General features: G+C 39.9%; 26 protein-coding genes and 2 pseudogenes. 24 read left to right on the forward strand and 4 right to left on the reverse strand.

What is annotated here, in order from left to right:
• Positions 1 to 105 precede the first annotated feature (105 nt).
• Positions 106 to 1,281, reverse strand: a complete 1,176-nt coding sequence (locus tag NFS18_RS05630; protein ID WP_331477538.1) for an iron-containing alcohol dehydrogenase — start codon at positions 1,279 to 1,281, stop codon at positions 106 to 108.
• 147 nt (positions 1,282 to 1,428) lie between these two features.
• On the opposite strand from NFS18_RS05630, the gene NFS18_RS05635 reads away from it, so the two are divergent.
• A complete protein-coding gene (locus NFS18_RS05635) occupies positions 1,429 to 1,860 on the forward strand; it encodes a MerR family transcriptional regulator (RefSeq protein ID WP_251388807.1) in 432 nt (143 codons plus the stop codon).
• A gap of 57 nt (positions 1,861 to 1,917) precedes the next feature.
• Here NFS18_RS05635 and NFS18_RS05640 read toward each other — a convergent pair.
• Positions 1,918 to 2,040 (reverse strand): annotated as a pseudogene (locus NFS18_RS05640) (TnpV protein); the annotation flags it as partial.
• Between the two features lie 455 nt (positions 2,041 to 2,495).
• Here NFS18_RS05640 and cptIN point away from each other — a divergent pair.
• Positions 2,496 to 2,852 (forward strand): annotated as a pseudogene (cptIN, locus tag NFS18_RS05645) (type III toxin-antitoxin system CptIN family toxin); the annotation flags it as partial.
• A gap of 121 nt (positions 2,853 to 2,973) precedes the next feature.
• On the opposite strand, the gene NFS18_RS05650 reads toward cptIN, so the two are convergent.
• Entirely contained in the window at positions 2,974 to 3,306 is a 333-nt protein-coding gene (locus NFS18_RS05650) for an IS110 family transposase (RefSeq protein WP_251388811.1), read from the reverse strand.
• A 277-nt stretch (positions 3,307 to 3,583) separates the two neighbouring features.
• On the opposite strand from NFS18_RS05650, the gene NFS18_RS05655 reads away from it, so the two are divergent.
• The 6 genes from NFS18_RS05655 (at position 3,584) to NFS18_RS19925 (ending at position 7,123) form a co-directional block, all read left to right on the forward strand.
• Positions 3,584 to 4,009 carry a DUF3788 domain-containing protein gene (locus NFS18_RS05655; protein ID WP_251388813.1) on the forward strand — a complete coding sequence of 142 codons (426 nt, stop codon included), beginning with the start codon at positions 3,584 to 3,586 and terminating at the stop codon, positions 4,007 to 4,009.
• A gap of 31 nt (positions 4,010 to 4,040) precedes the next feature.
• Complete coding sequence (locus NFS18_RS05660) at positions 4,041 to 4,475, forward strand: DUF3795 domain-containing protein (protein ID WP_251388815.1); 435 nt, start codon at positions 4,041 to 4,043, stop codon at positions 4,473 to 4,475.
• 316 nt (positions 4,476 to 4,791) lie between these two features.
• Positions 4,792 to 5,364, forward strand: a complete 573-nt coding sequence (locus tag NFS18_RS05665; RefSeq protein ID WP_251388817.1) for a TetR/AcrR family transcriptional regulator — start codon at positions 4,792 to 4,794, stop codon at positions 5,362 to 5,364.
• Positions 5,364 to 5,885, forward strand: a complete 522-nt coding sequence (locus NFS18_RS05670; protein WP_251388819.1) for a flavodoxin domain-containing protein — start codon at positions 5,364 to 5,366, stop codon at positions 5,883 to 5,885. Before NFS18_RS05665 ends, NFS18_RS05670 begins: the two co-directional genes overlap by 1 nt.
• A gap of 200 nt (positions 5,886 to 6,085) precedes the next feature.
• On the forward strand, positions 6,086 to 6,565 hold the full coding sequence (locus NFS18_RS05675; RefSeq protein WP_251388822.1) for a hypothetical protein: 480 nt from the start codon (positions 6,086 to 6,088) through the stop codon (positions 6,563 to 6,565).
• Positions 6,566 to 7,045: 480 nt separating this feature from the next.
• Positions 7,046 to 7,123, forward strand: a complete 78-nt coding sequence (locus NFS18_RS19925; protein ID WP_408631550.1) for a hypothetical protein — start codon at positions 7,046 to 7,048, stop codon at positions 7,121 to 7,123.
• Here the strand turns inward: NFS18_RS19925 and NFS18_RS05685 are convergent.
• Positions 7,099 to 7,296, reverse strand: coding sequence for a hypothetical protein (locus NFS18_RS05685; protein ID WP_251388826.1), 198 nt, complete (start codon positions 7,294 to 7,296; stop codon positions 7,099 to 7,101). The two genes, NFS18_RS19925 and NFS18_RS05685, sit on opposite strands and share 25 nt — an antisense overlap.
• 206 nt (positions 7,297 to 7,502) lie before the next feature.
• On the opposite strand from NFS18_RS05685, the gene NFS18_RS05690 reads away from it, so the two are divergent.
• The 16 genes from NFS18_RS05690 (at position 7,503) to NFS18_RS05770 (ending at position 26,841) form a co-directional block, all read left to right on the forward strand.
• Entirely contained in the window at positions 7,503 to 8,513 is a 1,011-nt protein-coding gene (locus NFS18_RS05690; RefSeq protein WP_251388829.1) for a LacI family DNA-binding transcriptional regulator, read from the forward strand.
• 270 nt (positions 8,514 to 8,783) lie between these two features.
• Positions 8,784 to 10,142 (forward strand): ABC transporter substrate-binding protein, encoded by a 1,359-nt coding sequence (locus NFS18_RS05695; protein ID WP_251388832.1) that lies wholly within the window; start codon positions 8,784 to 8,786, stop codon positions 10,140 to 10,142.
• A 62-nt stretch (positions 10,143 to 10,204) separates the two neighbouring features.
• Complete coding sequence (locus NFS18_RS05700; protein ID WP_251388833.1) at positions 10,205 to 11,188, forward strand: carbohydrate ABC transporter permease; 984 nt, start codon at positions 10,205 to 10,207, stop codon at positions 11,186 to 11,188.
• Positions 11,188 to 12,033: a carbohydrate ABC transporter permease gene (locus tag NFS18_RS05705; RefSeq protein ID WP_251388835.1), complete on the forward strand. Its 846-nt coding sequence runs from the start codon at positions 11,188 to 11,190 to the stop codon at positions 12,031 to 12,033. The genes NFS18_RS05700 and NFS18_RS05705 overlap by 1 nt, the downstream gene beginning before the upstream one ends.
• Positions 12,034 to 12,056: 23 nt before the next feature.
• On the forward strand, positions 12,057 to 13,082 hold the full coding sequence (locus NFS18_RS05710; RefSeq protein WP_251388837.1) for a glycoside hydrolase family 130 protein: 1,026 nt from the start codon (positions 12,057 to 12,059) through the stop codon (positions 13,080 to 13,082).
• An 18-nt stretch (positions 13,083 to 13,100) separates the two neighbouring features.
• A complete protein-coding gene (locus NFS18_RS05715; RefSeq protein ID WP_251388839.1) occupies positions 13,101 to 14,273 on the forward strand; it encodes an AGE family epimerase/isomerase in 1,173 nt (390 codons plus the stop codon).
• Entirely contained in the window at positions 14,263 to 15,426 is a 1,164-nt protein-coding gene (locus NFS18_RS05720) for a glycoside hydrolase family 130 protein (protein WP_251388841.1), read from the forward strand. Before NFS18_RS05715 ends, NFS18_RS05720 begins: the two co-directional genes overlap by 11 nt.
• A gap of 66 nt (positions 15,427 to 15,492) precedes the next feature.
• Entirely contained in the window at positions 15,493 to 16,173 is a 681-nt protein-coding gene (locus NFS18_RS05725; protein WP_251388844.1) for a hypothetical protein, read from the forward strand.
• Positions 16,154 to 16,792: a YesL family protein gene (locus tag NFS18_RS05730; protein WP_251388846.1), complete on the forward strand. Its 639-nt coding sequence runs from the start codon at positions 16,154 to 16,156 to the stop codon at positions 16,790 to 16,792. The genes NFS18_RS05725 and NFS18_RS05730 overlap by 20 nt, the downstream gene beginning before the upstream one ends.
• The gene (locus tag NFS18_RS05735) at positions 16,782 to 17,831 is read left to right on the forward strand and encodes an SGNH/GDSL hydrolase family protein (RefSeq protein WP_251388848.1); all 1,050 of its coding nucleotides are present in this window, start codon (positions 16,782 to 16,784) and stop codon (positions 17,829 to 17,831) included. Before NFS18_RS05730 ends, NFS18_RS05735 begins: the two co-directional genes overlap by 11 nt.
• A complete protein-coding gene (locus NFS18_RS05740; RefSeq protein ID WP_251388850.1) occupies positions 17,831 to 18,907 on the forward strand; it encodes an SGNH/GDSL hydrolase family protein in 1,077 nt (358 codons plus the stop codon). Before NFS18_RS05735 ends, NFS18_RS05740 begins: the two co-directional genes overlap by 1 nt.
• A gap of 26 nt (positions 18,908 to 18,933) precedes the next feature.
• Entirely contained in the window at positions 18,934 to 20,658 is a 1,725-nt protein-coding gene (locus NFS18_RS05745; RefSeq protein ID WP_251388851.1) for a phospho-sugar mutase, read from the forward strand.
• Positions 20,659 to 20,673: 15 nt separating this feature from the next.
• Positions 20,674 to 22,032, forward strand: coding sequence for a GH1 family beta-glucosidase (locus NFS18_RS05750; RefSeq protein ID WP_251388853.1), 1,359 nt, complete (start codon positions 20,674 to 20,676; stop codon positions 22,030 to 22,032).
• Positions 22,029 to 23,882, forward strand: a complete 1,854-nt coding sequence (locus NFS18_RS19445) for a type I phosphomannose isomerase catalytic subunit (protein ID WP_331477539.1) — start codon at positions 22,029 to 22,031, stop codon at positions 23,880 to 23,882. Before NFS18_RS05750 ends, NFS18_RS19445 begins: the two co-directional genes overlap by 4 nt.
• Before the next feature lie 218 nt (positions 23,883 to 24,100).
• Complete coding sequence (locus NFS18_RS05765) at positions 24,101 to 24,820, forward strand: MurR/RpiR family transcriptional regulator (protein ID WP_251388856.1); 720 nt, start codon at positions 24,101 to 24,103, stop codon at positions 24,818 to 24,820.
• Positions 24,821 to 24,966: 146 nt separating this feature from the next.
• On the forward strand, positions 24,967 to 26,841 hold the full coding sequence (locus NFS18_RS05770; protein WP_251388859.1) for a beta-glucoside-specific PTS transporter subunit IIABC: 1,875 nt from the start codon (positions 24,967 to 24,969) through the stop codon (positions 26,839 to 26,841).
• Positions 26,842 to 26,855: the final 14 nt, after the last annotated feature.

A 26,855-nucleotide genomic window follows, 5' to 3' on the forward strand; every position in this document is an offset into this window, starting at 1 on the left:
AGGCATTTCAATACCATTGTTTAATGTAATGTTTTCATAATGGATAACCTAACCTTTCTCTAAATATGCCGTATCATTTCCGACATGGTACTATCTTATCAAATGTTATTGATAGGATTTTTCAAAAATTCCGGCGCAGTCCTCGTCAGTCATTTCACAAGGGTTTGCTTCAAACAGTCCTCCTTGCATGGAACGTGCGCCCTTTGCCAAAGTCATAGCTTCATCGGGAGTAAAACCGAAATCACTCATTTTTAAATCAGCTACGCCGCAGTCCTCCTGTAACTTGACAAGTGCAGTAATAAAATCTTCTGGCTTATCAGCATTTGCAATTCCCATAGCGTTTGCCATTTTGATAAACTGTTCATCACAGGCATGACGCTCAATAAAAAATTCCGCAAAGGCTTTGGAAATCATTATCAGCCCTGCGCCGTGCGGCAGGTTATGATGATATGCGCTCATGGAATGCTCCATGCTATGCTGTGCAATTGTTGAGGTAAGCTGCATGGTAACGCCTGCAATCGTGCTTCCGTAAGCGATATGTTCTCTCGCCTCAATATCTTTTCCATCCTTTACCGCACGGGGCAGGTACTTTGTGATGTTTTCAATCGCAGACAGGGCGATTGCTTCACTCAAAACATTAACGCCTTTTGACATCATCACTTCGGTATTGTGGAACAGGGCATCAAATCCTTGATATGCCGTGTATTTTGCAGGAACGGTTGTCATAAGTTCCGGGTCAACAACTGCCAGTACGGGGGTAAGCCCCGGATCGCCAAAGCCGATTTTTTCTTTTGTTTCCAAATTGGAGATAACACCGAACCCATTCATTTCAGAACCCGTGCCGGAAGTAGTCGCAACCGCAACAATCGGAAGCCCTTTCTTTTCAAGCGGCTTGCATTTTCCAGTGCCGCCAAATACATAGTCCCAAAGGTCGCCCGCATTGGTCGCCATTGCCGCAATCGCAGCCGAAGCGTCAATAACAGCCCCGCCGCCAAGCGCAACGATAAAATCACATTGGTTCTCCCTCGCAAAAGAAGCCCCCTCCATGATTACGTCCTTAATCGGATTTTCCATAATCTTGTCAAACAGGGCTGTTTCTACGCCTACTTTTTTTAGCTGTTCTAAAGTGCGGTCAAGGTAGCCGTTCTCCCTTGTGGACTTGCCGTTAGAAATCAGTACCAGTGCTTTCTTTCCAGGCATAGGCAGGCTCCCTAATTGGTTCAAAGCACCTCTGCCGAAAATAAGGTTTGTTGGGTTGCTAAAATTAAAATTCATGTTCATAATACATTTACCTCTCTTTGATTTTTTTGTTTACTACAAATGTTATGTTGACAAAGCTGTCTAGCAGGTGTAGCATTATTATAGAAGCTAAAGTTAGGTTTAGGTCAAGAGAAATTTTAATAAAATTCAGAAGAGGGAGAAAATCTTATGTATTATTCGATTGGAGAGGTCGCTAATGCCACCGGGATTGCTATATCCACGCTACGTTATTATGACCGTGAGGGTATGTTTCCGAATATGGAACGGAGTAATGGGGGTATCCGTGTTTTTTCTGATACAGAGATTAATACGCTTAAAGTGATTGAATGTCTGAAATCTTCGGGAATGTCTATCAAGTCGATTAAAGAATTTTTAACTTGGTGTGAAGAGGGCGATGCCTCTTTAGGAAAACGCAGGGAAATGTTTCATGCCCGTTTGGAGGAAGTGGAAAAGCAGATTGAAGCATTACAAAAAACAAAAAATATGCTGAAATACAAATGTTGGTATTATGATACGGCTATTGCAGCCGGAAGTGAGGAAGCAGTAAAGAACTTACCTATTGATGAAATCCCGGAGAATATGAGGGATTACAAAATATAATTTATGCCAGTTCTCTAATATATAAAAGCAGCGGGACAATGCCTGCTGCTTTTATATTTATATGTATAGGATTTCCTTATTTACAATCTCCCGCACACAAGCCCTTATGTTGTTCATTCTTCCTGTCCATTCTAAGGCGTTTTCTTCCTTTAGCTGTTCCGTTATACCCTGTGCCTGCTGTCTTTAACGCAATTTTTGAATTTTATCCTTATCTGGGTTCATTCATGGATTAATGTCATAAATAAATGTGGCGGTATTGAAAAATCTGTTGCATTTACGGCAGATTTTGCTATACTATGAATAAAAGTAAATGTTTGCCGTTTGTTATGTGACGGGTATAAGAAGCATAGTGCGTAATTTTGCCACTTGCCGATGGTGTGTGGTATAAATAATTCGGTGCGTAAATAATTGCCACTTGCTATACAGGTGGGATAAAAGTAGTATAGTTCGTCAATGAATCCCCATCAGTTTCTGGTGGGGATTTTGTATAGGGAGAAAGCATGGAAGTAACATAGGGATATTCTTATCATATCAAAGACCAATTTTTTAATATAATACAAGATAAATACTTGATGAGCAATAAAGAGAATGGAAATTATCGTCCTCATTTTTTAGCAATTTAAGATAATAGGAATAAGGAATTGTACTGGATGATTCCAATCAGTTCACAGGTAGATAAGTATAAAGTCATTATAGAAAAGAAAATAAAACGATATGAGAAATGTAATACCATCATTATAGGGACATTTGCCGGAAAGGATAATACTTTTCTGATACAAAATGCCTTTCCCATATTAAAGAAATACTTTGATCATGTGCATACTGTTGAGGGCAAGCCGGTAGTTATACATAGCAAATTGAATAGGGAACTGTCCGTTAATTTGCGAGAGGTTCTTGCTATGTATAGGAGGGGGATTCATTTGATATTTCCTGATATTGAGTATATACAAAGAAAAATGGAAGATGAGTTAAAGAAACAAAGTAAAAAATAATGAGGTGAACAAAGAGACCAGCTATGAAAAGTCAAGCTTAAATTAGCAAAAAGCAGGTCGGACTTGAAGAAATACTGCAGTTCCGGGAAGACCTAGTCAACATAGGAAGTCAGCTGGATTTTTAAGCGTGTCTGCTGCTTGATGGTCTTCTGGCGGAACCGGCCGAGCTGTTCTCTTTACGCATGACTGAGGTTTTGATGGGGTTCAACACACACACGTTGTAACTGCCGTCAACAAGGTGTCTTACAAGGTTGTCGCCGTAGTGTGCCGTCGATTCAAGACCGATGATGAAGCTGTCGTCTTCATAAGAAAATGCAGAGAGACGGGGATCCAACATTTGGAAGCCATCACCGTCATTCATAAATTTGAACGGCTTCATGAGTTCAGTGCCATCAGAAGATATGGCTGATGCAAAATGGTTGAGCTTGGCAATGTCGATGCCTACGTAAATCATGAGGTTGTACCTCCCTTTCCTAAAAGTCTGATACTGTGATATCCACAGGCGATTATCATCGTAGACTTGATTGAAATAAGAACTCGGGAATATATGCTCCGGCTCATCCAGCAGATAAACAATTCAGATAAAGGCAGCGGCAATACACTCCTGTTGAGTAGTCAGGCTACAGGGTAATAATCAAAAGTCCACAGTATCTGAGTTGTATTGAACCACGATATTAAAAAGAAAGGAAGTTATGGTGTTTTGTTTCTACAAACATCATACAAGGGCTAAAATGCTTGACACGATACCTAACGAAGAAGAAATGACATCTTTAGTTGGAAAATCTCTATATGATGTATGGAATAAGTTATGTGCTTTAATTGATGAAAAATATGACATGGATTGTTTATGGGATAAAGGCGGTAAAGTATGGAAATATGAATATAAATATCGCCGGGGTGGTAAAACGCTGTGTGCATTATATGCAAGAGAAAACTGTGTGGGGTTTATGATTATCTTCGGGAAAAACGAAAGATTAAAATTTGAAACAGAAAGAGAAAATTACGGGAAGGAAATTCAAGAAATATATGACAAAGCTCAAACTTATCATGACGGGAAATGGATAATGTTTGAGCCAGTGGATACCTCTTTGTTTAATGACTTCATTAAACTGTTGAGAATCAAAAGAAGGCCAAACAGAAAGTCAAGTTACTATTGAATCATATAAATCAAAATTGGGAGGAAAAATTATGTTATCAATTTGCGGGGCCGAATGCTGCGGCGAATGTAATAGAAGAGATGATTGCGGTGGTTGCGTGAAAACAGAGGGACATCCATTTGGAGGAACATGCATTGCGGCAGAGTGTATCAAACGGGGCGGTTTTGAAGTGTTCAAAAAGATGAAAGAAACGTTGATTGAGGAATTTAATGCGCTTGGGATTCAAGGTCTACATGTGAATGACCTAAATTTGTTGAATGGATTTTACGTTAATTTAGAGTATACATTGACAAACGGGCAATCCGTAAAATTGCTGGAAGATAATCGTGTTTATTGGGGAAATCAAATTGAAATCTCCGGCAGTGACAGATGCTATGGCATTGTGGCGGATGATAAGTATCTTCTTGTGTGTGAATATGGATGCAATGGTGCGGAGCCGCAGATAGTTGTATATAAAAGGCGATGACTTCTCGTTTATTGAATTGGAAGGTGTGAGGTTTTACATAGACATGGATTATAAAATGATTGTCCCGAGGTGAACTTGAGTAGCATGACAAGGTAAAGATGGATATTGTGAGGAGAAATTAGAAAGATAAAAGAAGTGATCTTAGACAAGGTGAGAAGTATAGTCAAGGTTACTTCTTTTTTTATTTAGGAAACTTCCGAAAAGCATGTGATTGCTTTCTTACTTATAATTTAATTGTATTGACTTTTGTCTGGTATAGAAATATAATCAACTTATATAAATGACTTATATAAATTGATTATATGGAGGGGCAACAATGCCAAAACAACGGATAACAAAAGATATGATAGTAGATGTCGCTTTTGAAATTGCCCGTAGAAGTGGTATGGAGAAGGTGATGGTCAAGAGCATTGCTGATGAACTTGGTTGTTCGGTGCAGCCGATTTACAGTTATTGTACTAATATGGATGGACTTCGTGAGGATGTTGGAAATAAAGCAAGGAGTTTCATCAGAAGATACATTGTTTCCCACATTGACAGGAATGATTTGTTCCGAAGTACCGGTAGGGCATATATTCAGCTCGCGAAAGAAGAACCTTATATTCTAAAAATGTTTATTTTGCAGGAACGCAAAAACATAACTTCCTTAAATGATATATATGAAACTGAAACGAATCCCGATATGGCAGAAGTGATTGCCAAAGACTTAGATATAAGCGTTGAATGTGCAAAGCGGCTACATTTGAATATGCTGATCTATACGATTGGTCTTGGTACGATTTTTTCTGTATCTTCACCGGGCATACCTATAGATGAGATTTTTTCACAGCAGGGGCTTGTATACCAGATATTTATGAACGATGCACTAAGAAGGAGGGAGGAAAAGTAATGAAAACAGCAATCATTTATAATTCACAAACAGGGTTTACAAAGCGGTATGCCAAATGGATAGCAAAATCGGCAGGGGCAGACTGCATTGAATTATCAGTTGCAAAAAAGAAAGATTTGACATCATATGATGCAATTATTTTCGGAAGCTGGGCTTGTGCGGGCAGTATCAGTAAAATCAGTTGGTTTAAGAGCAATATAGACAGGTGGGCAGATAAGAAGCTGATTGTATTTTGCGTTGGGGGAAGTCCGATAGACAATCCAGAAATTGAAATAGCCTTTAAGCAGATTTTTAATGAATCAGAGCGAAAAAAGGTAAAAATATTTTATTGCCCGGGAGGATTCAGTTATGAGAAAATGTCTGTTCCGTCTAAGCTTATGATGAAAATGTTTGTAAAAACGCTTAAAGCAAAAAAAGACAAGACCAAAGAAGAACAGGTAATGTTAAAAATGATTTCTTCATCCTATGATATTTCGGATAAAAAATATATTGAACCAATTTTGCAATGTCTGGAAAAATAAAAGAAGTGGTCTAAGACAAGGTGAGAAGCCGTAGTCAAGGTCGCCTCTTTTCTATTCAGGAAACTTTCCGCAGAGGCTAGGAGAGTTGTTCTGATGCGGACATCATTTTCTGACAATACAAGACTGTTTGTGATATATCTACATTTTGTGTTTTCTTTTTTGCTATAATCTGATTACAAAATGAAAAAGGAGGCGCTAAAATGTACTCATGTCAATATCACATGCAGACAAGAAAGCAAGAAAAAGTAAATTATTCAGGTATGGATCCGAATCCATATCTGCGTAAAACGGATCCTACATATAGCCAGCATAAGACAGACCCCTGGCGTAATAAGACACCACATGCATCCTCAGGGGGAGAAATGCATCACATTATTCCGCTTAATATAGCACACATGCATGAGAATTATTTTAACGAAAATAATGTGAATCAACCTTGGAACTTAATCGAATTAGATGGAGCGCCAGGGACAAATTTGATGATACCTCCTTCTCCAAACGCATTTCATAGAGCTACCGCGGCGACTTTACATCATAATGCTTATGATAACCGAGTACGGATGCGGCCTTTAAGAAGCCTTGCACAAGCAATAACAGCTGCTGGTGCAATAAGACAACAGATTGTCAACCATCCTTTAAATATTCCAAAAGATAATTTAGAGAACAGTGGAATAGGTTAAAAATAAAGCTCGGAACGGATTGGTTTAATTGACTCATAGAAACAATTTGAATTTAATCTTCAAATCATTTGCGGCAATTCTTTTAGTAAGTCAAATACCCGATAGAATATTCATGTTTTTGCTTGTTATAAAAATGCGGTAACCTCTGCATTTGTCGGAATCCTTCTGTTGGTCATGGTGTATGCTGTTGGGGGCATGTGGATGTCGTCCTTCTGTCCCCTCTGTTTTTTTATGTTTGCATTACTGGCATTGGACGGTGATGTAGGCTGTTAATTTTCATCTGCCGGAAGGCGAATAAATGGTTGTGATTTTGACTCCATATAGCGAAAGATAGTAAAGAATAATAAAAAAGATATTGACAAATACCGAGAGTTAGCATAAACTAACCATAAAAGAATATAGAAGTGAGGTGTAGAATTTATGGGAACAATAATTGTACTACTTATATTGGCAGGAGCTGTAGGACTTGTCCTACGGAAAATGATAAAGGATAAAAAGGCAGGAAAATCTATACATTGCGGCGGAGACTGCGGTCATTGTAAGAATCCGTGCCGGTAGAATCTCGTCCATGATCTAGACGGATCATCAGCCTGTAGATAACTAATCCATGAATAACAGACTGGAATAATATCCTGTTCATTTCCATCGCTTTGTTCAGCGGTTTTAAAAGCATTTTTAACTATCTGATATATGGAATCATAGTCAGTCTGCTGATCTGTTTGCATTGTCATCGAAAGTGCCTCCATGATTTCTGAATAGTCTTTATAATATTTTACCTGGTTCTCAATAAAAATATAAGTTTCAAAATAGATATAGTAAGAACAGGTAAGCTCTGCTTGACAATTTGAAGTAGCTTAGCTATATTAAATGTAGTGGATTAATAAGTTTATTTAACATAAGGATAGGGAAATGTTAACTTAGAATGGAGGAATTGTGAATGGCTAAGGATGTGACGTTGGCAGATATAGCAGCAAAAGTTGGGGTTAGTAATGTTGCTGTGTCAAAAGCATTGTCCGGAAAGCAGGGGGTGAGTGATGAACTCAGAGTCAAGATCAAAACTATTGCGGATGAAATGGGGTACGTCTCTAATACAACATCCAAGCCAGAGACTGGAAATATTGGTGTAATTATTCCTGAAAATTATTATGGATTTTCTATTTCATTTTATGGACAGCTTTATGAAAAGGTTGTAAGGGCTTTATATGACAATCAATATTTCGGGATTCTGGAATTACTTACAAATGAAGATGAAAAAGCAGGTAATATTCCGAAAGTAATGCAAGATGGCAAGGTGGATGGATTAATCTTTCTTGGGCAAATGGATGAGAGATATATTATTAATATGGTGAAGCAAACGGAACTGCCGGTGTTTTTTTTAGATACCTATGTTCCTTTTATAGAACTTGATACGGTTATTTCGGATGGATACTATGGGACTTATCAGTTAACAAACTATTTAATAGAATTAGGACATAGAAAAATTGGATATGTAGGCAGTGTGGATGTAACCAGCAGTATCGCGGACAGATATTGGGGATACAGGCATTCATTGAGGGAGAACCGGATTGCGTTTGAACCGGAATGGGAGATACCTGATCGTGGTGAAAACGGAAAGCTCCTTGAGAAAATACTGGAAGAGCCGGGGGATTTGGATGCTTTTGTGTGTAACTGTGATGGGACAGCCCAGATTTTGATTAGAAATCTTGAAGAGGCCGGATATCGAGTGCCGGAAGATTTTTCAGTGGTTGGATTTGATAATTTTTTACCGATAGGTATGAATGAACATCAGATTACTTCTTATGAAGTCGATATGGAACGTATGGCGGAAATGTGTGTAAAAGGATTGATCAAAAAAATCAAACATAAGAAATATGACAGTGGGATTCAGATTATAACAGGAAGAATAGTTAAAAAGAAGACTGTAAAAAGTCGGAATAAAGGTAATTGAGGAAGGGTGATTTATGATCACTCTTCTTTTTTAATTAAATTAAGTTAAACAAAAGGTTGTGTTTCAAGCGGGGAAGATATATAAAATAAAAGAAAAATAGTAATAATAGACAAAAAACGATTACAATTATTTGCTAAATTGACGAAAATGAAAAGTACATATGTTTATTAATGAAAAAATATTGAGTTTGTTAAGTTAATATGTTATAGTTAATTTAACTTAAAAGTAAGTCTATAAAAAAGAAAAGGAGAATAGTTATGAAGAAAAACATTGAAACGGGTACTGACAGTAGTACTTGGAGCAACGATGGTTATGTCACTTACAGCTTGTGGAGGCAAAAAGGAGAAGGTTGAAAAGCAAGAGGTAGACGTAACGATTGATCAGATTAAGCTGGGAGAGGACTATACGGATATCAAAGCGGATCTGAAATTCCTGACACACAAGACAGATGTTGTCGATACTACTTTTAAGGGATATGTTGAAGAATTTCAAAAAATGTATCCGAATATTAATGTCGAATACGAAGGAATTACAAATTATGCAGATGATATTACAACACGTCTTACCACAGGTGACTGGGGAGATATCTGTATGATTCCTATGACAGTGGATAAGGATGAACTTGGAAATTATTTTGCTGCTTTGGGAGAAAAAGAAAAGCTTTCGGAAATATATGAAGGCAAGTTCCTGGAAGCATATTCTTATGAGGACACTTCTTATGGCGTTCCGTCTATGGCAAATGTTCAGGGGGTTGTATATAACAAGGCAGTGTTTGAGGATGCAGGAATAACAGAAGTTCCTAAAACACCGGATGAATTTTTGGATGCGCTGCAAAAAATTAAAGACAATACAGATGCAATCCCGCTTTATACAAACTTTGCGGCAGGATGGACCATGACAGCATGGGATGCATATATTGACGGGGGAGCAACCGGAGATCCAGATTTTGCATATGAAGGATTGACAAAGGGAGAAAATCCGTTTTCTGACAGAGGTGACGGCACCGGTCCGTATGCTGTATATAACACTTTATATGAAGCTGTAAAACGTGGACTTACTGAAGAAGATCCGACTACAACTGACTGGGAAGGAAGTAAGGGAATGCTAAACAGCGGTAAGATTGGATGCATGGCTCTCGGCTCATGGTCACTGGTTCAAATGCAGCAGGCTGGAGATAATGCAGATGATATTGGATATATGGCATTTCCTATTACAGTTGACGGAAAACAGTATATTGCAGCCGGTGGTGATTATAACTATGGTATTAACTGCAATAGCTCAACAGATAATCAGATTGCTGCAATGTGCTATATTAAATGGCTGCTGGAAGAATCCGGATTTGCACAGGGAGAGGGCGGATTATCTGCAGTAATCGGAGCTGAGATGCCGGATGCACTTGCGGCATTGGAAGGTGTAGAGCTTGTAGTTAACAATCCGGCTCCAAGTGAGGATGTGAACTTATTTAATGATGTAAATAATGAGTCTGAGTTGGGAATCAATGTATCCGGAGCAATACCTAAAGAAATTGTTGAAGAAGCTACAGCTGGTACAAAAACGATGGAAGATATGGTGAATGAATGGAATGAAAAATGGACAGCTGCTCAGGAGTCTAATGGTATTACATATTAATATTAGTCAGTGGGGTGAAAATCCCACTTTTTAATAGGGAGAAAGGAGTGTGTAGAGGGTTTATGAATACGAAAAAGATGAAAAGTTTTTCAGCGTGGCTTAAATCAGGGAAGGTTAATCAAAAACTGGTAATAATTACATTCATGTTAGTGCCGTTAACTTTATTAATTGTGTTTACATATATTCCTTTTGGAAAAATGATAGGATTTAGTTTCTATGATATGAAATACATCGGTGACAGAGAATTCGTAGGATTTCAGAACTATCTGGAAGTTTTCACCAGAAAAGACTGTTTTAGTGCATTAAAGCTAAGCGGTTATTACATTGTGGCTTCTTTTATTCAGCTTGGACTGGCATTATATTTTGCATATATTTTGAGTTTTAAAACAAAAGCCGGTGGAGTCTTTAAAGGGTTTATGTTTTTCCCTTATCTGGTATGTGGTATTGCGGTAGGTTTTATTTTCAAATTCTTTTATACCAGAGGATTTGTTTTGGATACAGTCCTGCAATGGTGCGGATTTGAACTGGAGAACTTACCATACTGGTTAAAGGATACAAGTATCAACAATATCTCTGTAGCCGCAACTTCAATTTGGCGGTATATGGGACAGAATATGGTAATGTTCATCGGAGCAATCATGTCTGTAGATGCTTCTCTTTATGAAGCGGCAGCGATCGACGGGGCAAATGGATTTCAGAAATTTAGATATATTGTTCTTCCGAGTATCAAAACGATCATCGTATTGAATATGATTCTTTCCATAACGGGTTCACTCAGTGTGTTTGAACCGCCTTATGTTATTACAGGAGGCAACTTCGGTACAGGAACTTACTTTGTAATTATGAATAAGCTGGCACATGAAAGTCAGAAAGTTGGTCTGGCATCAGCTATGGCGATCGTATTGTTAGTTCTGATCATGATTGTTACCCTGATTCAGAAGGGTATTGAAAGATACTACTTTGGTGTAGGTGATCATGAGGCGGTCAGGGCAGTGAGAAAACGTAAAAAACAGATGGAATTACAGGCGAAGGGAGGCGTAAAATAATGACATTTGCAGGAATTAAAAGAATTGTATGGTCGATTTTTAAATATGTTTCTTTGATTTTGGGATCATTTATTTCTATACTCCCGGTTGTTGTTTGTATTATTACTGCTTTTAAGACACCGGATGAATATGCATCTACAAATGTTATGACGCTTCCACAGAGCTGGGCATATATTGAAAATTTTGTTCAGGCGTGGTCGCAGGCAAACATGGGCATTGCATTTCGTAACTCAACTATTATTTTGATGTTTGTGTTGGCAGGCTCTATTATGACCGGTTCTATGCTGGCATATGTGCTGAGTCGATTTAAATTTAAAGGAAACGGTTTGATTAGAAACTTGTTTTTGTTTGCATCCCTCCTTCCGGGTATTGCAATGCAGGTATCTGTATATCAGATTATGTACAGTCTGGGATGGATCAATTTCCTGCCGGGTTACATCATTATGATGTGTGGTACGGATATCATTTCCATATATATATTTATCCAGTTTTTTGAAAATATATCCACATCTCTGGATGAATCGGCAATTATGGATGGATGTACTTACTTTGGCGTATTTTTCCGGATTCTGTTTCCGCTTTTAAAACCTGCCATCGTAACAGTTATGATCCTTAAAGGTGTTGGTGTATATAACGAATACTATACGGCAAACCTCTACCTTCAGGACAAAAACCGGCTGGTTACTGTTGCAACTTCTTTGTTTAAATTTACAGGACCGCTTGGAAACCAGTATAACTATATCTGTGCAGGTGTGATTATTACGATGCTTCCTGCTCTTATCATATTTATCCTTTGTCAGAAGCAGATTTACAGTGGTTTGACACAGGGGGCCGTAAAAGGCTAATTTAGACTATGGAGGACAATTAAATGAGTAAGGTGAAAATTATCGGAGCTGCTGTACCAAATGTTCCTTGGCAGGAAAGACCGAGTGACAATAAATCAGAGATGCCGCTCTGGAGGTTCAGTGAAAATCCCATCATCGGACGCAACCCATCCGAAGGAGTTGCCCGTATTTTTAACAGTGCGGTGATGCCTTATGAAGGAGAGTTTATCGGAGTATTCAGAGGAGAACAGACGAACGGAATCCCGTACATTTATCTGGGAAGAAGTAAGGATGCTGTTCACTGGGAATTTGATAAAGAGAAGATACCGTTTAAAGATGAAGAAGGCAATGATTTTATGCCCAAATATGCGTATGACCCAAGATTGGTGAAAGTAGAGGATACTTATTATATTATCTGGTGTCAGGATTTTTACGGTGCATCTATTGGTATTGCTAAAACAAAGGATTTTAAGACATTTACCAGAATTGAAAATCCATTTCTGCCATTTAATCGAAATGCGGTATTGTTTCCGAGAAAAGTAAATGGAAAATTTCTGATGTTATCTCGTCCGAGCGATAGTGGTCATACACCATTCGGGGATATCTTTATCTCAGAGAGTCCCGATATGGAATACTGGGGAAGACATCGTCATGTAATGGGGAAAGGAAACGAATGGTGGCAGAATGTAAAAATCGGCGGCGGCGCGGCGCCGGTCGAGACAACCGAAGGATGGTTATTATTCTACCATGGTGTGACCGGAACATGTAACGGATATGTATACAGTATCGGAGGTGCGATTCTTGACATTGATAATCCATCGATTGTGAAATACCGTTGTGAAACATTCCTTTTGACACCGGAGGAGTGGTATGAAGAGCGTGGATTTGTGCCAAACGTGACTTTCCCATGTGCTACGATTCATGATTCCGAAAGTGGAAAGATCGCCATTTATTACGGATGTGCGGATACGTATGTTGGGCTTGCATTTACAAAAGTGGATGAAGTTATATCCTATATTAAGGAACACAGCGTTGTAACAGAAGCCGAAACAGAGATTGGAAAGAGATAAAATATTGGAGGAATCATCATGCTGAAAGCAGAAGTGAAAGAACATTTGAAGAACGACATTATACCATTCTGGCAGGGCATGAAAGATGAAGTATACGGAGGATTCTACGGCTATTTAGGATTTGACTTGAAGCTGGATAAAGAAGCTGTGAAAGGCTGCATCTTAAACAGCAGGATCCTCTGGTTTTTCTCCAATGCATATATGATTCTTGGAGAGAAATCGCTTCTAGAAAGTGCTCGTCATGCGTTCCTTTTTTTAAAAGAACATTGTGTGGACAGACAATACGGAGGTGTATACTGGTCACTTAACTATAAGGGAGAGCCGGATGATACAACGAAGCATACCTATAATCAAGCATTTGCTATTTATGCCCTTTCCTCCTATTATGATGCATCACGTGATGAAGAAGCTTTGGAAATTGCCCACAGTCTTTATAATCTTGTGGAGACAAAGTGCAAGGACGAGTATGGATATCTGGAAGCGTTCAGCCGGAATTTTGAACCTGTGGACAATGACAAACTTTCTGAAAACGGTGTTTTGGCAGAAAAAACTATGAATACCCTGCTCCATGTATTTGAGGCATATACAGAATTATATCGTGTTGCAGGGGAAGCGTTTGTGGCAGATAATCTTCGGTTTATGCTGGATATCATTGCTGATAAAGTCTATAATCCGGAACTTGGTCGTCAGGAGGTTTTCTTTGACAGAACATGGAATACACTTATTGATCTGTACTCCTATGGGCATGATATCGAGACAGCATGGCTTGTTGACAGAGGACTTGGAGTTCTTGGTGATGCAGTTTATACGGCGAAGCTTACACCAATCACGAAAACAATTACGGAAAACATTTATAACAGAGCATATATTGATCATTCACTGGTAAATGAAGCAGAAAACGGTGTTGTGGATACGACTCGTGTGTGGTGGGTACAGGCAGAGGCGTTAGTCGGTTTCTTGAATGGGTACCAGAAATCCCCGGAACAGAAAAAGTACCAGAAAGCGGCGGAAGATATCTGGGATTACATTAAAAACAATCTGATTGATAAGAGAACTGGGTCTGAATGGTTTTCAGAACTGGATAAAGACAGAAAGCCTATCGGAAAACCAATCGTGGAGCCGTGGAAATGTCCATACCATAACGGAAGAATGTGCTTTGAGGTGATAAGGAGGTTACAGGATGCTTCATAAACAATATTATGTGGAACAGGCGAAAGTAGATAAGCTGATATCCAGAAAGAATCAAAAAAGTGAGTACTATAATGGGATTTATGACCGTTATGAATATCCGGTGCTCACCAGAGAGTTTGCACCGGTTTACTGGAGATATGATCTGGATGAAGAGACAAATCCATATTTTATGGAGCGTCTGGGAATCAATGCAGTAATGAATTCGGGTGCTATTGAGTTAGATGGAAAATATTATCTTGTTGTGAGAGTGGAAGGAAACGACAGAAAATCCTTTTTTGCAGTAGCTGAGAGTGATACAGGAATTGATGGGTTTCGTTTCTGGGACTATCCTGTGGTTCTTCCGGACACATGCCCCGAGGAGACGAACGTATATGACATGCGTCTGACAAAGCATGAAGATGGGTGGATTTATGGCGTTTTCTGTTCAGAAAGTAAGGATAAGGAGAATTCAGATCTGTCGGCTGCAGTTGCGGAAGCCGGGATTGTAAGAACAAAAGATTTGAAGACTTGGGAACGGATGGACAACCTGAAGACATTGCACTCTCCACAGCAGAGAAATGTTGTTCTTCATCCGGAATTTGTGAATGGAAAATATGCATTTTATACCAGACCGATGGATGGATTCATTGAGACTGGAAGCGGTGGCGGAATCGGATTCGGACTCTGTGATGATATAGAGCATGCAGTGATCGATGAAGAAAAAATTATCAGCAAGAGAATCTATCATACGCTTACCGAGGCAAAAAACGGAGCAGGAGCACCGCCGATCAAAGGTAAAAAATGTTGGATCAATATTGCTCATGGTGTGAGAAACACAGCTGCCGGTCTCAGATATGTGTTGTATGTATTCGGAACAGATCTGAAAGATCCTGCCAAAGTGATCGCAGAGCCATCAGGAGTATTCCTTGTACCGTTGGGAAATGAACGGATAGGGGATGTATCCAACGTGGTATTTACAAATGGCGCAATTGCAACGGAAGATGGAGAGGTCTACATTTACTATGCTTCCTGTGATACTAGAATGCATGTGGCTACAACTACCATCGATAAACTGGAAGATTATCTGTTCTCTACGCTTGAAGACCCACATCGTTCCCCGGATTGTGTAAAGCAAAGATGTGAATTGATTAAGAATAATCTTGAGTTGCTATAAGGTACTATCTTATCTCCGGGCGGCAAAAAGGCTGCCCGGGAGAAAAGAATCAGAGGAGTGTTGGAAATGTTCTGGAAAAAATGGATAAAAGATATTAAAGAAAAAACTTCTGATATGAATAAAAAAGAGGCGTTTTCTTATATTGTCACTTATTATTGGCCGCACATTGTTGGAGGCATTTCCATTATTGCTCTGATTCTTTTGTTTGGCAGGCACTATTTATTTGGAAATGTAAATCCCTCTTTTACATGTGTAATGGTAAATCAGAGAGCAGATACTGAGCGGGATAATCGGATGGCGGAAACATATGCCAAAGAAACAGGGCTTCGGAGAGAAGAAGTTGTGATTGATTCGGACTATCATTTCTCATATGCGGATGTGCATCTGGAAGGTGTAAATGAAAGTTCCTATGAGAAATTCTTCTTTCAATGGCAGAATGGTGAACTTGATGTAGCAATTATATCAGAAAGCTTTTATGAGTATTGTAGGCAGCTTGGCGGTGAGTTTCGGCATATAGAGGATGCCGGAAGTTTTGAGACATATATGGATGCCGGAATATGCAGAGCTATCGTGTTGGGGAATGACAGCTTTATGGAGAAAGTGACAGGAGATGCGAATGAACGGCTTCTTCTGACTTTTCCGGAGACGGGGGATCATAAGGAAGCAGCAGATGAATTTCTCGATTATCTTTTAAGTGTGAAAAGTGGGGAAATTGGAGGTATAGAATATGAAGAAATTATCAACTGACAATCCCTTTTTTGACTTTACAGGAAATTTGGGTGATTGGATTATTTTGAATATTCTGTTTGTAGTCACATCTGTGCCGGTAATTACAGCAGGAGCCTCACTGACAGCCCTTTATCAGGTTGCATTAAGGCGGCAGAGAAGAGAAAGCAATTATGTGGCGAGAGAATACATAAAGGCGTTCCGGGAAGAGTGGAAACAGAGTACGGTATTGTGGATCATATTCCTGATGACAGGTGTGCTTCTGTTATTTGATATTTTCTATGTAGGGAATCTAGGGAAGGGAATGGCGATCGCAATTGGCTGTGTAACAGTTGTCTGGAGTTTGGTGTTCAGTTATGCATTTCCACTACAGGCCAGATTTCAAAATACCATTAAAAATACATTTAAAAATGCATTAGTTTTGTCTGTAAGACATCTGCCTTATACAGTTTTGATCATCGGTCTGAACAGTATTCCGGTTATATGTCTTGCCGCAGGAACATTTACGACTATGATGGCTTTTCCGATATACTGCTTCGCAGGATTTGCGCTGACGGCAAAAATAAACAGTATATTCTTTGATAAGATTTTTCGGGAATTTATGGCAAAAAGTGAGGAGGTACAGAAAAATGAGAATTGAACCAGATAATAAAAAATTGCAGTACTGTGGAAGAATTGACTGGAGCATACCCAATGAACCGGTATTTGTATATCCCTGTACCTCTGTGGGAATGAAATTTACCGGCAATGTATTGAAGATTCGAATAAAAAATAAAAATGCGTACTGGGACAATTTTTTAGGGTGTATTATTGACGGTAAGCAGATGTCACTTTTACTTCCCAAAGAGGGTGCGGCTATTCTGGACATTCCTATAGAGAAAACGATGACGGGTGAACACGAAGTGTTGTTTTTCAAAAGGCAGGATTCCTGTCATGAATTGACGGTGCTTGGCTTTGAGATCGATGATGGGGGACGGCTTCTTGATATGCCGACAAAGCTGAAGAGAAAAATTGAAGTATACGGAGATTCGGTGTCTGCCGGGGAAGTTTCTGAAGCGGTGGATTATGTTGGAAAGGAAGACCCGGAGCATAATGGGGAATATTCCAATAGTTGGTATTCCTATGCGTGGATGACTGCCAGAAAGCTGAATGCTCAGATTCATGATATTGCACAGGGTGGTGTAGCACTTATGGACAAAACGGGATGGTTTTATGAGCCCGAAGCAGTTGGTATGGAGACAGCATGGGATACGACTCATTATAATCCGGTTTTCGGGTCCCCGGTGAAATGGGACTTTTCCGAATATATTCCACAGGTAGTAATCGTAGCAATCGGACAAAACGACAGCCACCCGCAGGATTATATGAAAGAGGATTGTGATGGGGAAAAGGCGGTTCATTGGAGAGAACGGTATGGTGTTTTTCTCGGAAAATTAAAGAATCAATATCCTGATGCACAGATTGTTTGTTGTACGACGTTGCTTCAGCATGATGAAAACTGGGACCGTTCTATCGGACAGGTGGTACAGGAGATGAAAGACCCGAGGATCACACAGTATATTTTTAAACGGAACGGAAAGGGAACACCAGGGCATTTGAGAATACCGGAGGCTCAGGAAATGGCAGATGAGCTGGCGGCATATATAGAAACTCTTGAGATAGAAGGGTGGGACGAATAATGAAAAGAATGAATCTTGCAAGACTAAAAGGCTGCATGCAAAGAGCGCAAAGAGGAGAGGAACTGGTCATTGGATTTCTGGGTGGTTCTATCACTCAGGGATCACTGGCAAGTGAACACGAAAACTGTTATGCATATCGTGTGTTTCAGTGGTGGCAAGAGAATTTCCCAGCTGCAGAGTCCGCTTATGTGAATGGGGGAATCGGCGGAACAGATTCTCTGTTTGGAGTATCACGGGCTGTGACAGATGTGTTGATGTATCAGCCAGATGTGGTAATTGTGGATTTCAGTGTCAATGATAAGGAGAATGAGTTTTATCAGGAAACATATGAAGGGGTTATAAGAAAAATTCTTACATGGAAATCTAAACCAGCAGTTATTTTACTAAATAATGTTTTTTATGATACAGGTGAAAATGCGCAGGAGTATCATAATGCAATCGGTGACTGGTATCATGTGCCGCATGTAAGTGTTAAGGACACACTGTATCAGAAGATGAAGAGCGGCATGTATACCAGAGAAGAGCTGACATCAGATGGACTGCATCCAAATGATAAAGGACATAAGTTGGTTGCGGCTGAGATTATTTCATTTTTAGATCAGGTAAAAGAGCATAAGAGTGAATGGGAAGCAGAGGTGCCACTACCGCTTCCTATGACAGCAAATGCCTATGAAAATGCGAAGAGGCTGACCATTCGGGAGATTTCTCCGAAGCTTTCGGGATTCCAGACAGATACAGCAGAAAAAACAGGGCATCTGGATTTTTTTAAAAATGGCTGGATAGGGAAGAGGGCGGGAGATAAGATCCTGTTTGAGATCGAGGCTTCCTGCATAGCCATTCAGTATAGAAAAACTATAAAAAAACCGGCATTGAGGGCAAAACTGGTGCTGGATGGAGAGAGTGAAAAAGCAAGGATCCTGGATGGAAATTTTGAAGAGGATTGGGGAGATTGCCTATATTTGGAGCCAATACTTCACCATGGGGAACATAAAAAACACATTGTTGAGATTGAAATTATAGATGACGGATTAGAGAAATCATCCCAATTTTATTTATTGTCATTGATTATTGCATAAAGTATTAGGAAAAACAGGAGGGCATTATGAATACGAGAGAGATTTATAATTTTTGGATGAGTGATTCTTATTTTGACGAGGATACGAAGAAAGAGCTGGCTGCCATCGCAGATGATGAGAAAGAAATTGAGGAACGTTTTTATCGTGATCTTGAATTTGGAACGGGGGGGCTTCGCGGTATTATCGGTGCCGGAACAAACCGTATGAATATTTATACCGTACGAAGGGCGACACAGGGATTGGCAAATTATATTTTAAAAGAGGGAGCAGAGAAAAAAGGCGTAGCAATTGCCTATGACTCTAGAAACATGTCTCCGGAATTTGCTGAAGAGGCAGCACTCTGTATGGCGGCAAACGGAATAAGAGCTAATATTTTTCCATCACTTCGTCCGACTCCGATGTTGTCTTTTGCTCTCAGAGAGCTTGGATGTACAGCTGGAATTGTAATAACAGCGAGTCATAATCCGCCGGAATACAACGGTTATAAGGTATACTGGGAGGATGGCGCACAGATTACAGCACCAAAGGATAAAGAAATTATCGGAGAAGTGAATGCCATTACAGATTTTAATGAAGTGAAGACGATGACAAGAGAAGAAGCAGAAAAAACAGGGATGTACGAAGTAATCTCTTCTGAAATTGATGATAAATATATGGAAGCATTAAAGACGCAGGTACTTCATCCGGAGATCATCAGAAAAGAAGCTTCTAATCTGAAGATTGTCTATACACCACTTCATGGTACTGGCAATCTCCCGGTTCGGAGAGTGTTAAAGGAATTGGGCTTTGGGCAGGTCTATGTTGTAAAAGATCAGGAGCTTCCGGATGGAAATTTCCCAACCGTAGCTTATCCAAATCCAGAGGATAAGAATGCATTTACACTTGCATTAAAGCTTGCAAAAGAAGTGGATGCAGATATTATTCTTGCAACTGATCCAGATGCGGATCGCCTGGGTGTCTATGCGAAGGATGCTAAGACTGGAGAATATATAAGTTTTACGGGAAATATGTCTGGTATGTTAATTCTGGAATATATTTTGTCTCAAAAAAAGGAAATGGGCATTCTTCCGGACAATGGTGCAGTCGTTACGACTATCGTTTCCGGGAAGATGGCAAGAGACATTACCAATGCGTACAATGTGGATTTGATCGAAACACTTACGGGATTTAAGTATATCGGAGAACAGATCAAGTTCTTTGAAAAGAATCATGAACATGAGTATCTTTTCGGGTATGAAGAGAGTTATGGATGTCTGGTGGGAACACATGCCAGAGATAAAGATGCCGTTGTTGCAGTGATGGCGCTCTGTGAAGTGGCTGCATGGTGTAAGCATCAGGGAATCACCCTATGTGATCAGATGGAAAACCTGTTTCAGACATATGGATATTATAAAGAGGGGTTGTCTACTGTTACTCTGAAAGGTCAGGATGGGGCAAAGGAGATTCAGGAAATGATGGAAAACATCCGATGTGAAGTCCCGGTCCAGATTGGCGGAGTGAAAGTGACACAGTTTCGGGATTACCGGGAGGATATTCTGGTAGATTATCCCACAAGTGAAAAGAAATCAACCGGGCTTCCAAAATCAAATGTATTGTATTTTGAACTGGAAGGTGGGACATGGTGCTGTATCCGGCCATCAGGAACAGAACCGAAGATAAAGTTTTACATTGGAGTGAGAGGTGCTGATGAAGGGGAAGCTGCTGATAAATTGAATGCAATGACAACGGCATTATCCAAATTGGCAGAATAGACGGAGGCAAGAATAATGGCTTTTAGAAAAGATTTTGTGTGGGGTGCGGCAACCAGCTCTTACCAGATTGAGGGAGCTGTAAAGGATGAAGGAAAAGGTCTTCATATCTGGGATGTTTATACCGGGGAGCCGGACCATGTGTTTGAAGAGCATACAGGAGAAGTGGCATGTGACCATTATCACAGATACCGTGAGGATGTCAGAATTATGAAGGAAATGGGACTTAAGGCTTATCGCTTTTCTATTGATTGGTCCAGAGTTCTCCCGGAAGGATTCGGACGTGTGAATGAAAAAGGAATTGCATTTTATAATGCCTTGATCGACGAACTTCTGGCAAATGGGATCGAGCCATATATTACGCTGCATCATTGGGAACTGCCCTATGAAATCTACAAACGTGGCGGCTGGATGAATCCGCAGATTGTAGAATGGTTTGGCGAGTATGCGAAGCTGGTGGCAGAACGGTTCAGCGACAGAGCAACTCATTATTTTACCTTGAATGAACCGCAGTGCTTTGTGGGTCTTGGATTTCTGACAGGAGAGCATGCACCGGGACTTAAGATGCCGCTTCGTGATACCTTTGAAATGGCTCATAATGCATTGAAGGCTCATGGAAAAGCTGTTCAGATGTTGCGTCAGTATGGAAAGCAGAAGCTTACAATAGGTTATGCGCCGACTTGTGGTATGTGTTATCCAAAAACTGATAAGCCAGAGGATATTGAAGCAGCAAGACAGATGATGTTTTCCCTGCAGCCGGATAATCGTAACTGGACATGGAATATACCATGGTGGTCAGATCCGGTACTTTTAGGACATTATCCGGAAGAAGGGTTAAATCGGTATGAGGAATATCTTCCGAAGATCACAGATGAGGATATGAAATTGATTTCAGAGCCGATCGATGTTTATGGACAAAATATCTACAACGGAAGATGTATTCGTATGGGAGCAGATGGAAAACCGGAAGATGTAAAAAGGTATGAGGGATTTCCAAAGACTGCCATTGACTGGCCGGTGACACCTGAGGCACTTTACTGGGGACCAAAGTTTTTATATGAGCGGTATCAGAAGCCTATTTACATCACGGAAAATGGACTTTCCTGTCATGATGTTGTTTCACTGGACGGAAAAGTGCATGATCCGAACAGAATTGATTTTTTGGCAAGATATTTGCGTGAATTAAAACGTGTAGCAGGTGAAATTGATCTGTGTGGATATTTTCAGTGGTCACTAATGGATAACTTTGAGTGGGCGAAAGGATATTCTGAGCGTTTCGGATTGGTCTACGTGGATTATCAGACACAGGAAAGAATCCTGAAGGATTCGGCATACTGGTATCGTGATGTGATTCAAAGCAATGGGGATGAATTATGAGCATTTTAAAATTAAAACCAAGCTGTAAAGACTATCTCTGGGGAGGAAACAGACTCAGAGAAGAATATGGAATAGAATATAGTGGGGATGTACTGGCTGAGGCGTGGGAATTGTCCTGCCATCCGGATGGACCGTCATATATTACGAATGGAACATATGCAGGAAAGACCTTACAGCAATATATTGATTCAGAAGGAAAAGAAGTATTGGGAGTTCATTGCCGGAGATTCCGTGATTTTCCAATCTTGACAAAGTTTATTGACGCAAAAGATAATCTTTCTATCCAGGTTCACCCAGACAACCGTTATGCCCTGAAAAATGAGGGACAGTACGGAAAGACAGAGATGTGGTATGTAATGGATGCGGGAGAAAATGCATTCCTGTATTATGGTTTCAAAAAAGAAATCAGTAAGGAAGAGTTTGCGCAGAGAATCCAGGAAGATACTCTTCTTGAAGTGTTGAATGCGGTTCCGGTTCAGAAGGGTGACGTGCTTTTTATTGAATCAGGAACGATTCATGCTATTGGTAAGGATATTTTAATTGCGGAAATACAACAGAACTCTAACGTGACTTACCGTGTTTACGATTACGGAAGAGTCGGTAAAGATGGAAAGAAACGAGACTTACATATTGAAAAAGCACTGGCTGTGACCAATCGTGTGCCGATCATCAAAGATAAAAGCAGTTATCCACATGTGGCGGATTGTGATTACTTTACCGTTGATAAGCTGAACCTTGACGGAAAAGTTATGAAGAAGATGGAAGGAAATGTTTCAGAGGAGTCCTTTGCAAGTATTCTGATACTGGATGGTCAGGGAACTATTTCTGATGGAAAAGAAACATTGGAATTCCGAAAAGGTGATAGCTTTTTTGTATCAGCGGGAAGTGGAAATTATACGCTGGAAGGAACTTGTGATGCACTGATTACTACGATTCGTGAGAAGGCAGCACCTGTCCGTATTGGAATTGATATCGGAGGGACTGACACCAAGATCGGATTGGTAGATATCCATCAGAAGATAATTGCTTATGAGAAGATTAAGACTAACGCTGCAAGGACATCAGAAGAAGTTATTTCGGAAATCGGTCAAAAAACTTTGAATCTTATGGAACAGCAGGGAATTGCTATGGACCAATGCGTCGGCGCAGGCGTCGGAATTCCGGGAACGATTGACCGTAAGAATGGTGTAGTGCGTTATTCCAATAATATTAGATGGGAAAATGTAGAAATCGTCAAAGAAATAGGGAAATATTTACCTATCCCGATTAAGATAGCAAATGATGCGGATTGTGCTGCCTTGGGAGAGGCAGTAGCCGGCGCCGGAAAAGAGTGTCAGGATGTGATTATGATTACCCTTGGAACCGGAGTCGGCGGCGGAATCATTATAGATGGAAATATCTATGAAGGAAAAGGAAGCGGCGGAAGTGAACTCGGACATATGGTCATTGTGGAAGATGGCCAGCCATGTACTTGTGGAAGAAAAGGATGCCTAGAGACATATGCATCAGCAACGGCGTTGATGAGAGAAGCAAAGCACGCGACAGGAAAAGACCTGACACCGAAGGAAATATTTGAAGGCGCAGAAAATGGTAATACTATTTTGAAAGAAGTTGTGGATACCTATATCCGCAGATTGGGAATTGGAATCGTAAATATAGTGAACATATTCAGACCGCAGCTTGTTCTTCTTGGCGGAGGGCTTCCAGGTCAGGGAAGATCTCTTACAGAGCCTCTTCGTAAGATTGTGAGGGAAGGGTGTTTTGGAGGAGCTAAAGGAGAACTTCCAGAAATTGAGATTGGGGCACTGGGAAATGAGGCAGGGATGATCGGAGCTGCAAGTCTGATTTAGCAGTAACGTTAATTATAGGCTCTTCACTGTAGTAGGTAAAGGGGCTGTCTGTACGGCAGCTCCTTTTGATATACAAAATAATTTAAAAGCAATATGGAAGCGAAGAATCAAGAACAAGTTGACAGAGGTATTTTGCAGACATACAATGGATTATATTTGTTGACAAAATGATTATATCTAGAAGGAGCGCGTATTTTGTTTTTAAAGGGGAGGTTATCATGTTTCATTATAGTATTTTACAGACGTACAATGATTTAGAGATGTTGGTGTATACATATGTTATGGATCATAAGGATGAAGTAAGGTATATGACAATTCGGGAACTGGCAGAGGCAGTACATGTTTCAACATCAACAGTACTCAGATTTTGTAAAAAAACAGGATGTGATGGTTATGCGGAATTTAAAATGAAGTTTAAACAGTTTTTGATGGAAGACATGAAGAAACAGAAGATAAAGGATTGTGGAATTGATGAGATCATGTATTTCTTCCACACGACAACTTCAGCGGAATATGAAGAAAAGATAAATTATATTGTCAGAAATATTCAGGATGCAAAGAATCTGATCTTTATCGGAATCGGAACGTCTGGGATACTTGGGAAATACGGGGCAAGGTTTTTTTCAAATATCGGTAAATATAGTCAGTATATTGAGGATCCATATTATCCGATACATGAGGATCTGGATGATACGATTGTGATCGTGCTGTCGGAATCAGGGGAGACTCAGCAGATCATACAGATGTCAGAACGTTTTAAACGGCACCATGCAAAGATTTTGAGTATTACGAATGGAAATAGCAATACTTTGGCAAAAATATCTGATTTCCATTTGGATTACTTTGTCAGACATCATATGGTTCATGAAGAGTATAATATTACAACACAGGTGCCGGTTATTTATCTGCTGGAAACAATCGGCAGACGATTGATATAAAAAACAAGGTGTTTTTTGAAAGATACATGTTTTTTATGGTTGTAACATATGTCTGAGAAAAGTGAAACTATAGTATTTTTTTATGATTATCGTATAATAAAGCCATAAAGCGACCGGTGCTGAAATAGAAGAAAGGAGTAGCAGTTATGGCTATAGATTACAAAGCTACAGCAAAAGAGCTTGTAAATGAATTGGGAGGAAATGAGAACATTACAAATGTTTCCCATTGTGCAACAAGGTTGAGATTTATCTTGAAAGATGAATCGAAGGTGGATTCAAATAAGGTGAAAAAAATCCCCGGTGTCATTACATCTGTTCAGGCAAGCGGTCAGTACCAGGTTGTAATTGGTAATCATGTAAAAGATGCGTATGATTTTGTTATGGAATTGGTTACTGTTGATGAAAATCAGTCTTCAGGAAATGGAGGAAATAAAGTAGGAATTTTCAGCAGGATCATCGATGTGATTTCCAGCATTTTCGCTCCGTTTTTATATACGCTTGCAGCATGTGGTATTCTGCAGGGGATTTTGGGAATCTTTGTAGCGCTTGGAGCAATCGATACGGCAGGCGGTACTTACCAGATCTTGAATTTTATTTCATGGACAGCGTTTACGTTCCTTCCGGTATTGATTTCTGTAACAGCGGCGAAAAAGTTCGGAATGAACATTTACGCAGCGATCGTAATTGCATGTGCACTGGTATGTCCAGATTATATTAATATGGTGAATGCGGGCGAAGCAGTTTATTTTTTTGGCATGCGGGTACAGCTGTTAAGTTATACTTCCTCTGTTATTCCGATTATTTTGACGATCTGGATGGCATCCTATGTTCAGAAGTTTTTTGATAAGCATTTACCGATCGTGGTTAGAAATTTGTTTTCTCCGATGTTTACAATTACGCTTATGGTACCTGTAACTCTGCTGGCATTCGGTCCCATAGGTAATACGATCGGAGGCGCAATCGGAGGCGTTTACAATTATCTTTATGGATTAAGCCCGATTGTAGCAGGAATTGTTGTAGGTGGTTTATGGGAGGTTCTGGTAATCTTTGGTGTACATTGGGGAATTACTCCTGTAACAGTCGGAAATTATGCTGCTCTTGGATATGATACCTTTACAGGTCTGCAGGCATCAGCAGTATTTGCACAGGCTGGAGCTGCTTTTGGGGTGTTCTTAAAAACAAAAGACCGTGATATGAAGGGAGTATCATCTTCCGCAGCGATAACGGGGCTCTTCGGTATTACAGAGCCTGCGATTTACGGCGTAAATCTTAGATTGAAAAAACCAATGATCTGTGGATGTATTGCCGGTGCACTCGGCGGTGCGGTCGCCGGTGGATTTCATGCTGTATCCTGGGGCTATAATATGCCGGGGATTGCTACGATCCCAGCATATTTTAAAGCCGGACATATGAGCGAATTTCTTGGATTTTTGATTTCTATTTTAGTATCCTTTATTTTGGGTACGGTGCTGGCATGGATCGTAGGGTTTGAAGAAGCAGAAGAGGAAACGCAGGAGACTATAAATATCCGGGAAATGCCAGAACTGAATAAAAATACGAAAGATGAAGATCGAGAACTGATTTTATTTAGTCCGGTAAATGGCTGTGTTGTGGCAATAGAGGAAGTGAATGATGAAGCATTTGCGTCAAAGGCAATGGGGGATGGTGTGGGAATTATCCCTATCGACGGAAAGGTGTATGCGCCTTGTGATGGTACAGCATCTGTGGTATTTCCTACCGGACATGCGTTAGGTATTTCTGTAAATGGTGTAGATGTATTGATTCATATCGGAATTGATACGGTAGAACTGGATGGAAAAGGATTTGAAACACATGTAAAGCAGGGAGATACTGTAAAGCAAGGAGATTTGCTGGTGTCATTTGATAAAGACTTTATTGAAGCACAGGGATATGACAGTACAGTGATATTCATAGTTACAGACATGGGAAACAAAAAGGATATCAAGTCTTTTACAAGGAAAGATGTGCAGGTAGAGGAAAAAGTTATCGAATTAAAATAGTAGAAAGAAGGCTA

It is taken from the genome of Mediterraneibacter agrestimuris (genome assembly GCF_943193195.1).
Lineage (GTDB): Bacteria > Bacillota > Clostridia > Lachnospirales > Lachnospiraceae > Schaedlerella > Schaedlerella agrestimuris.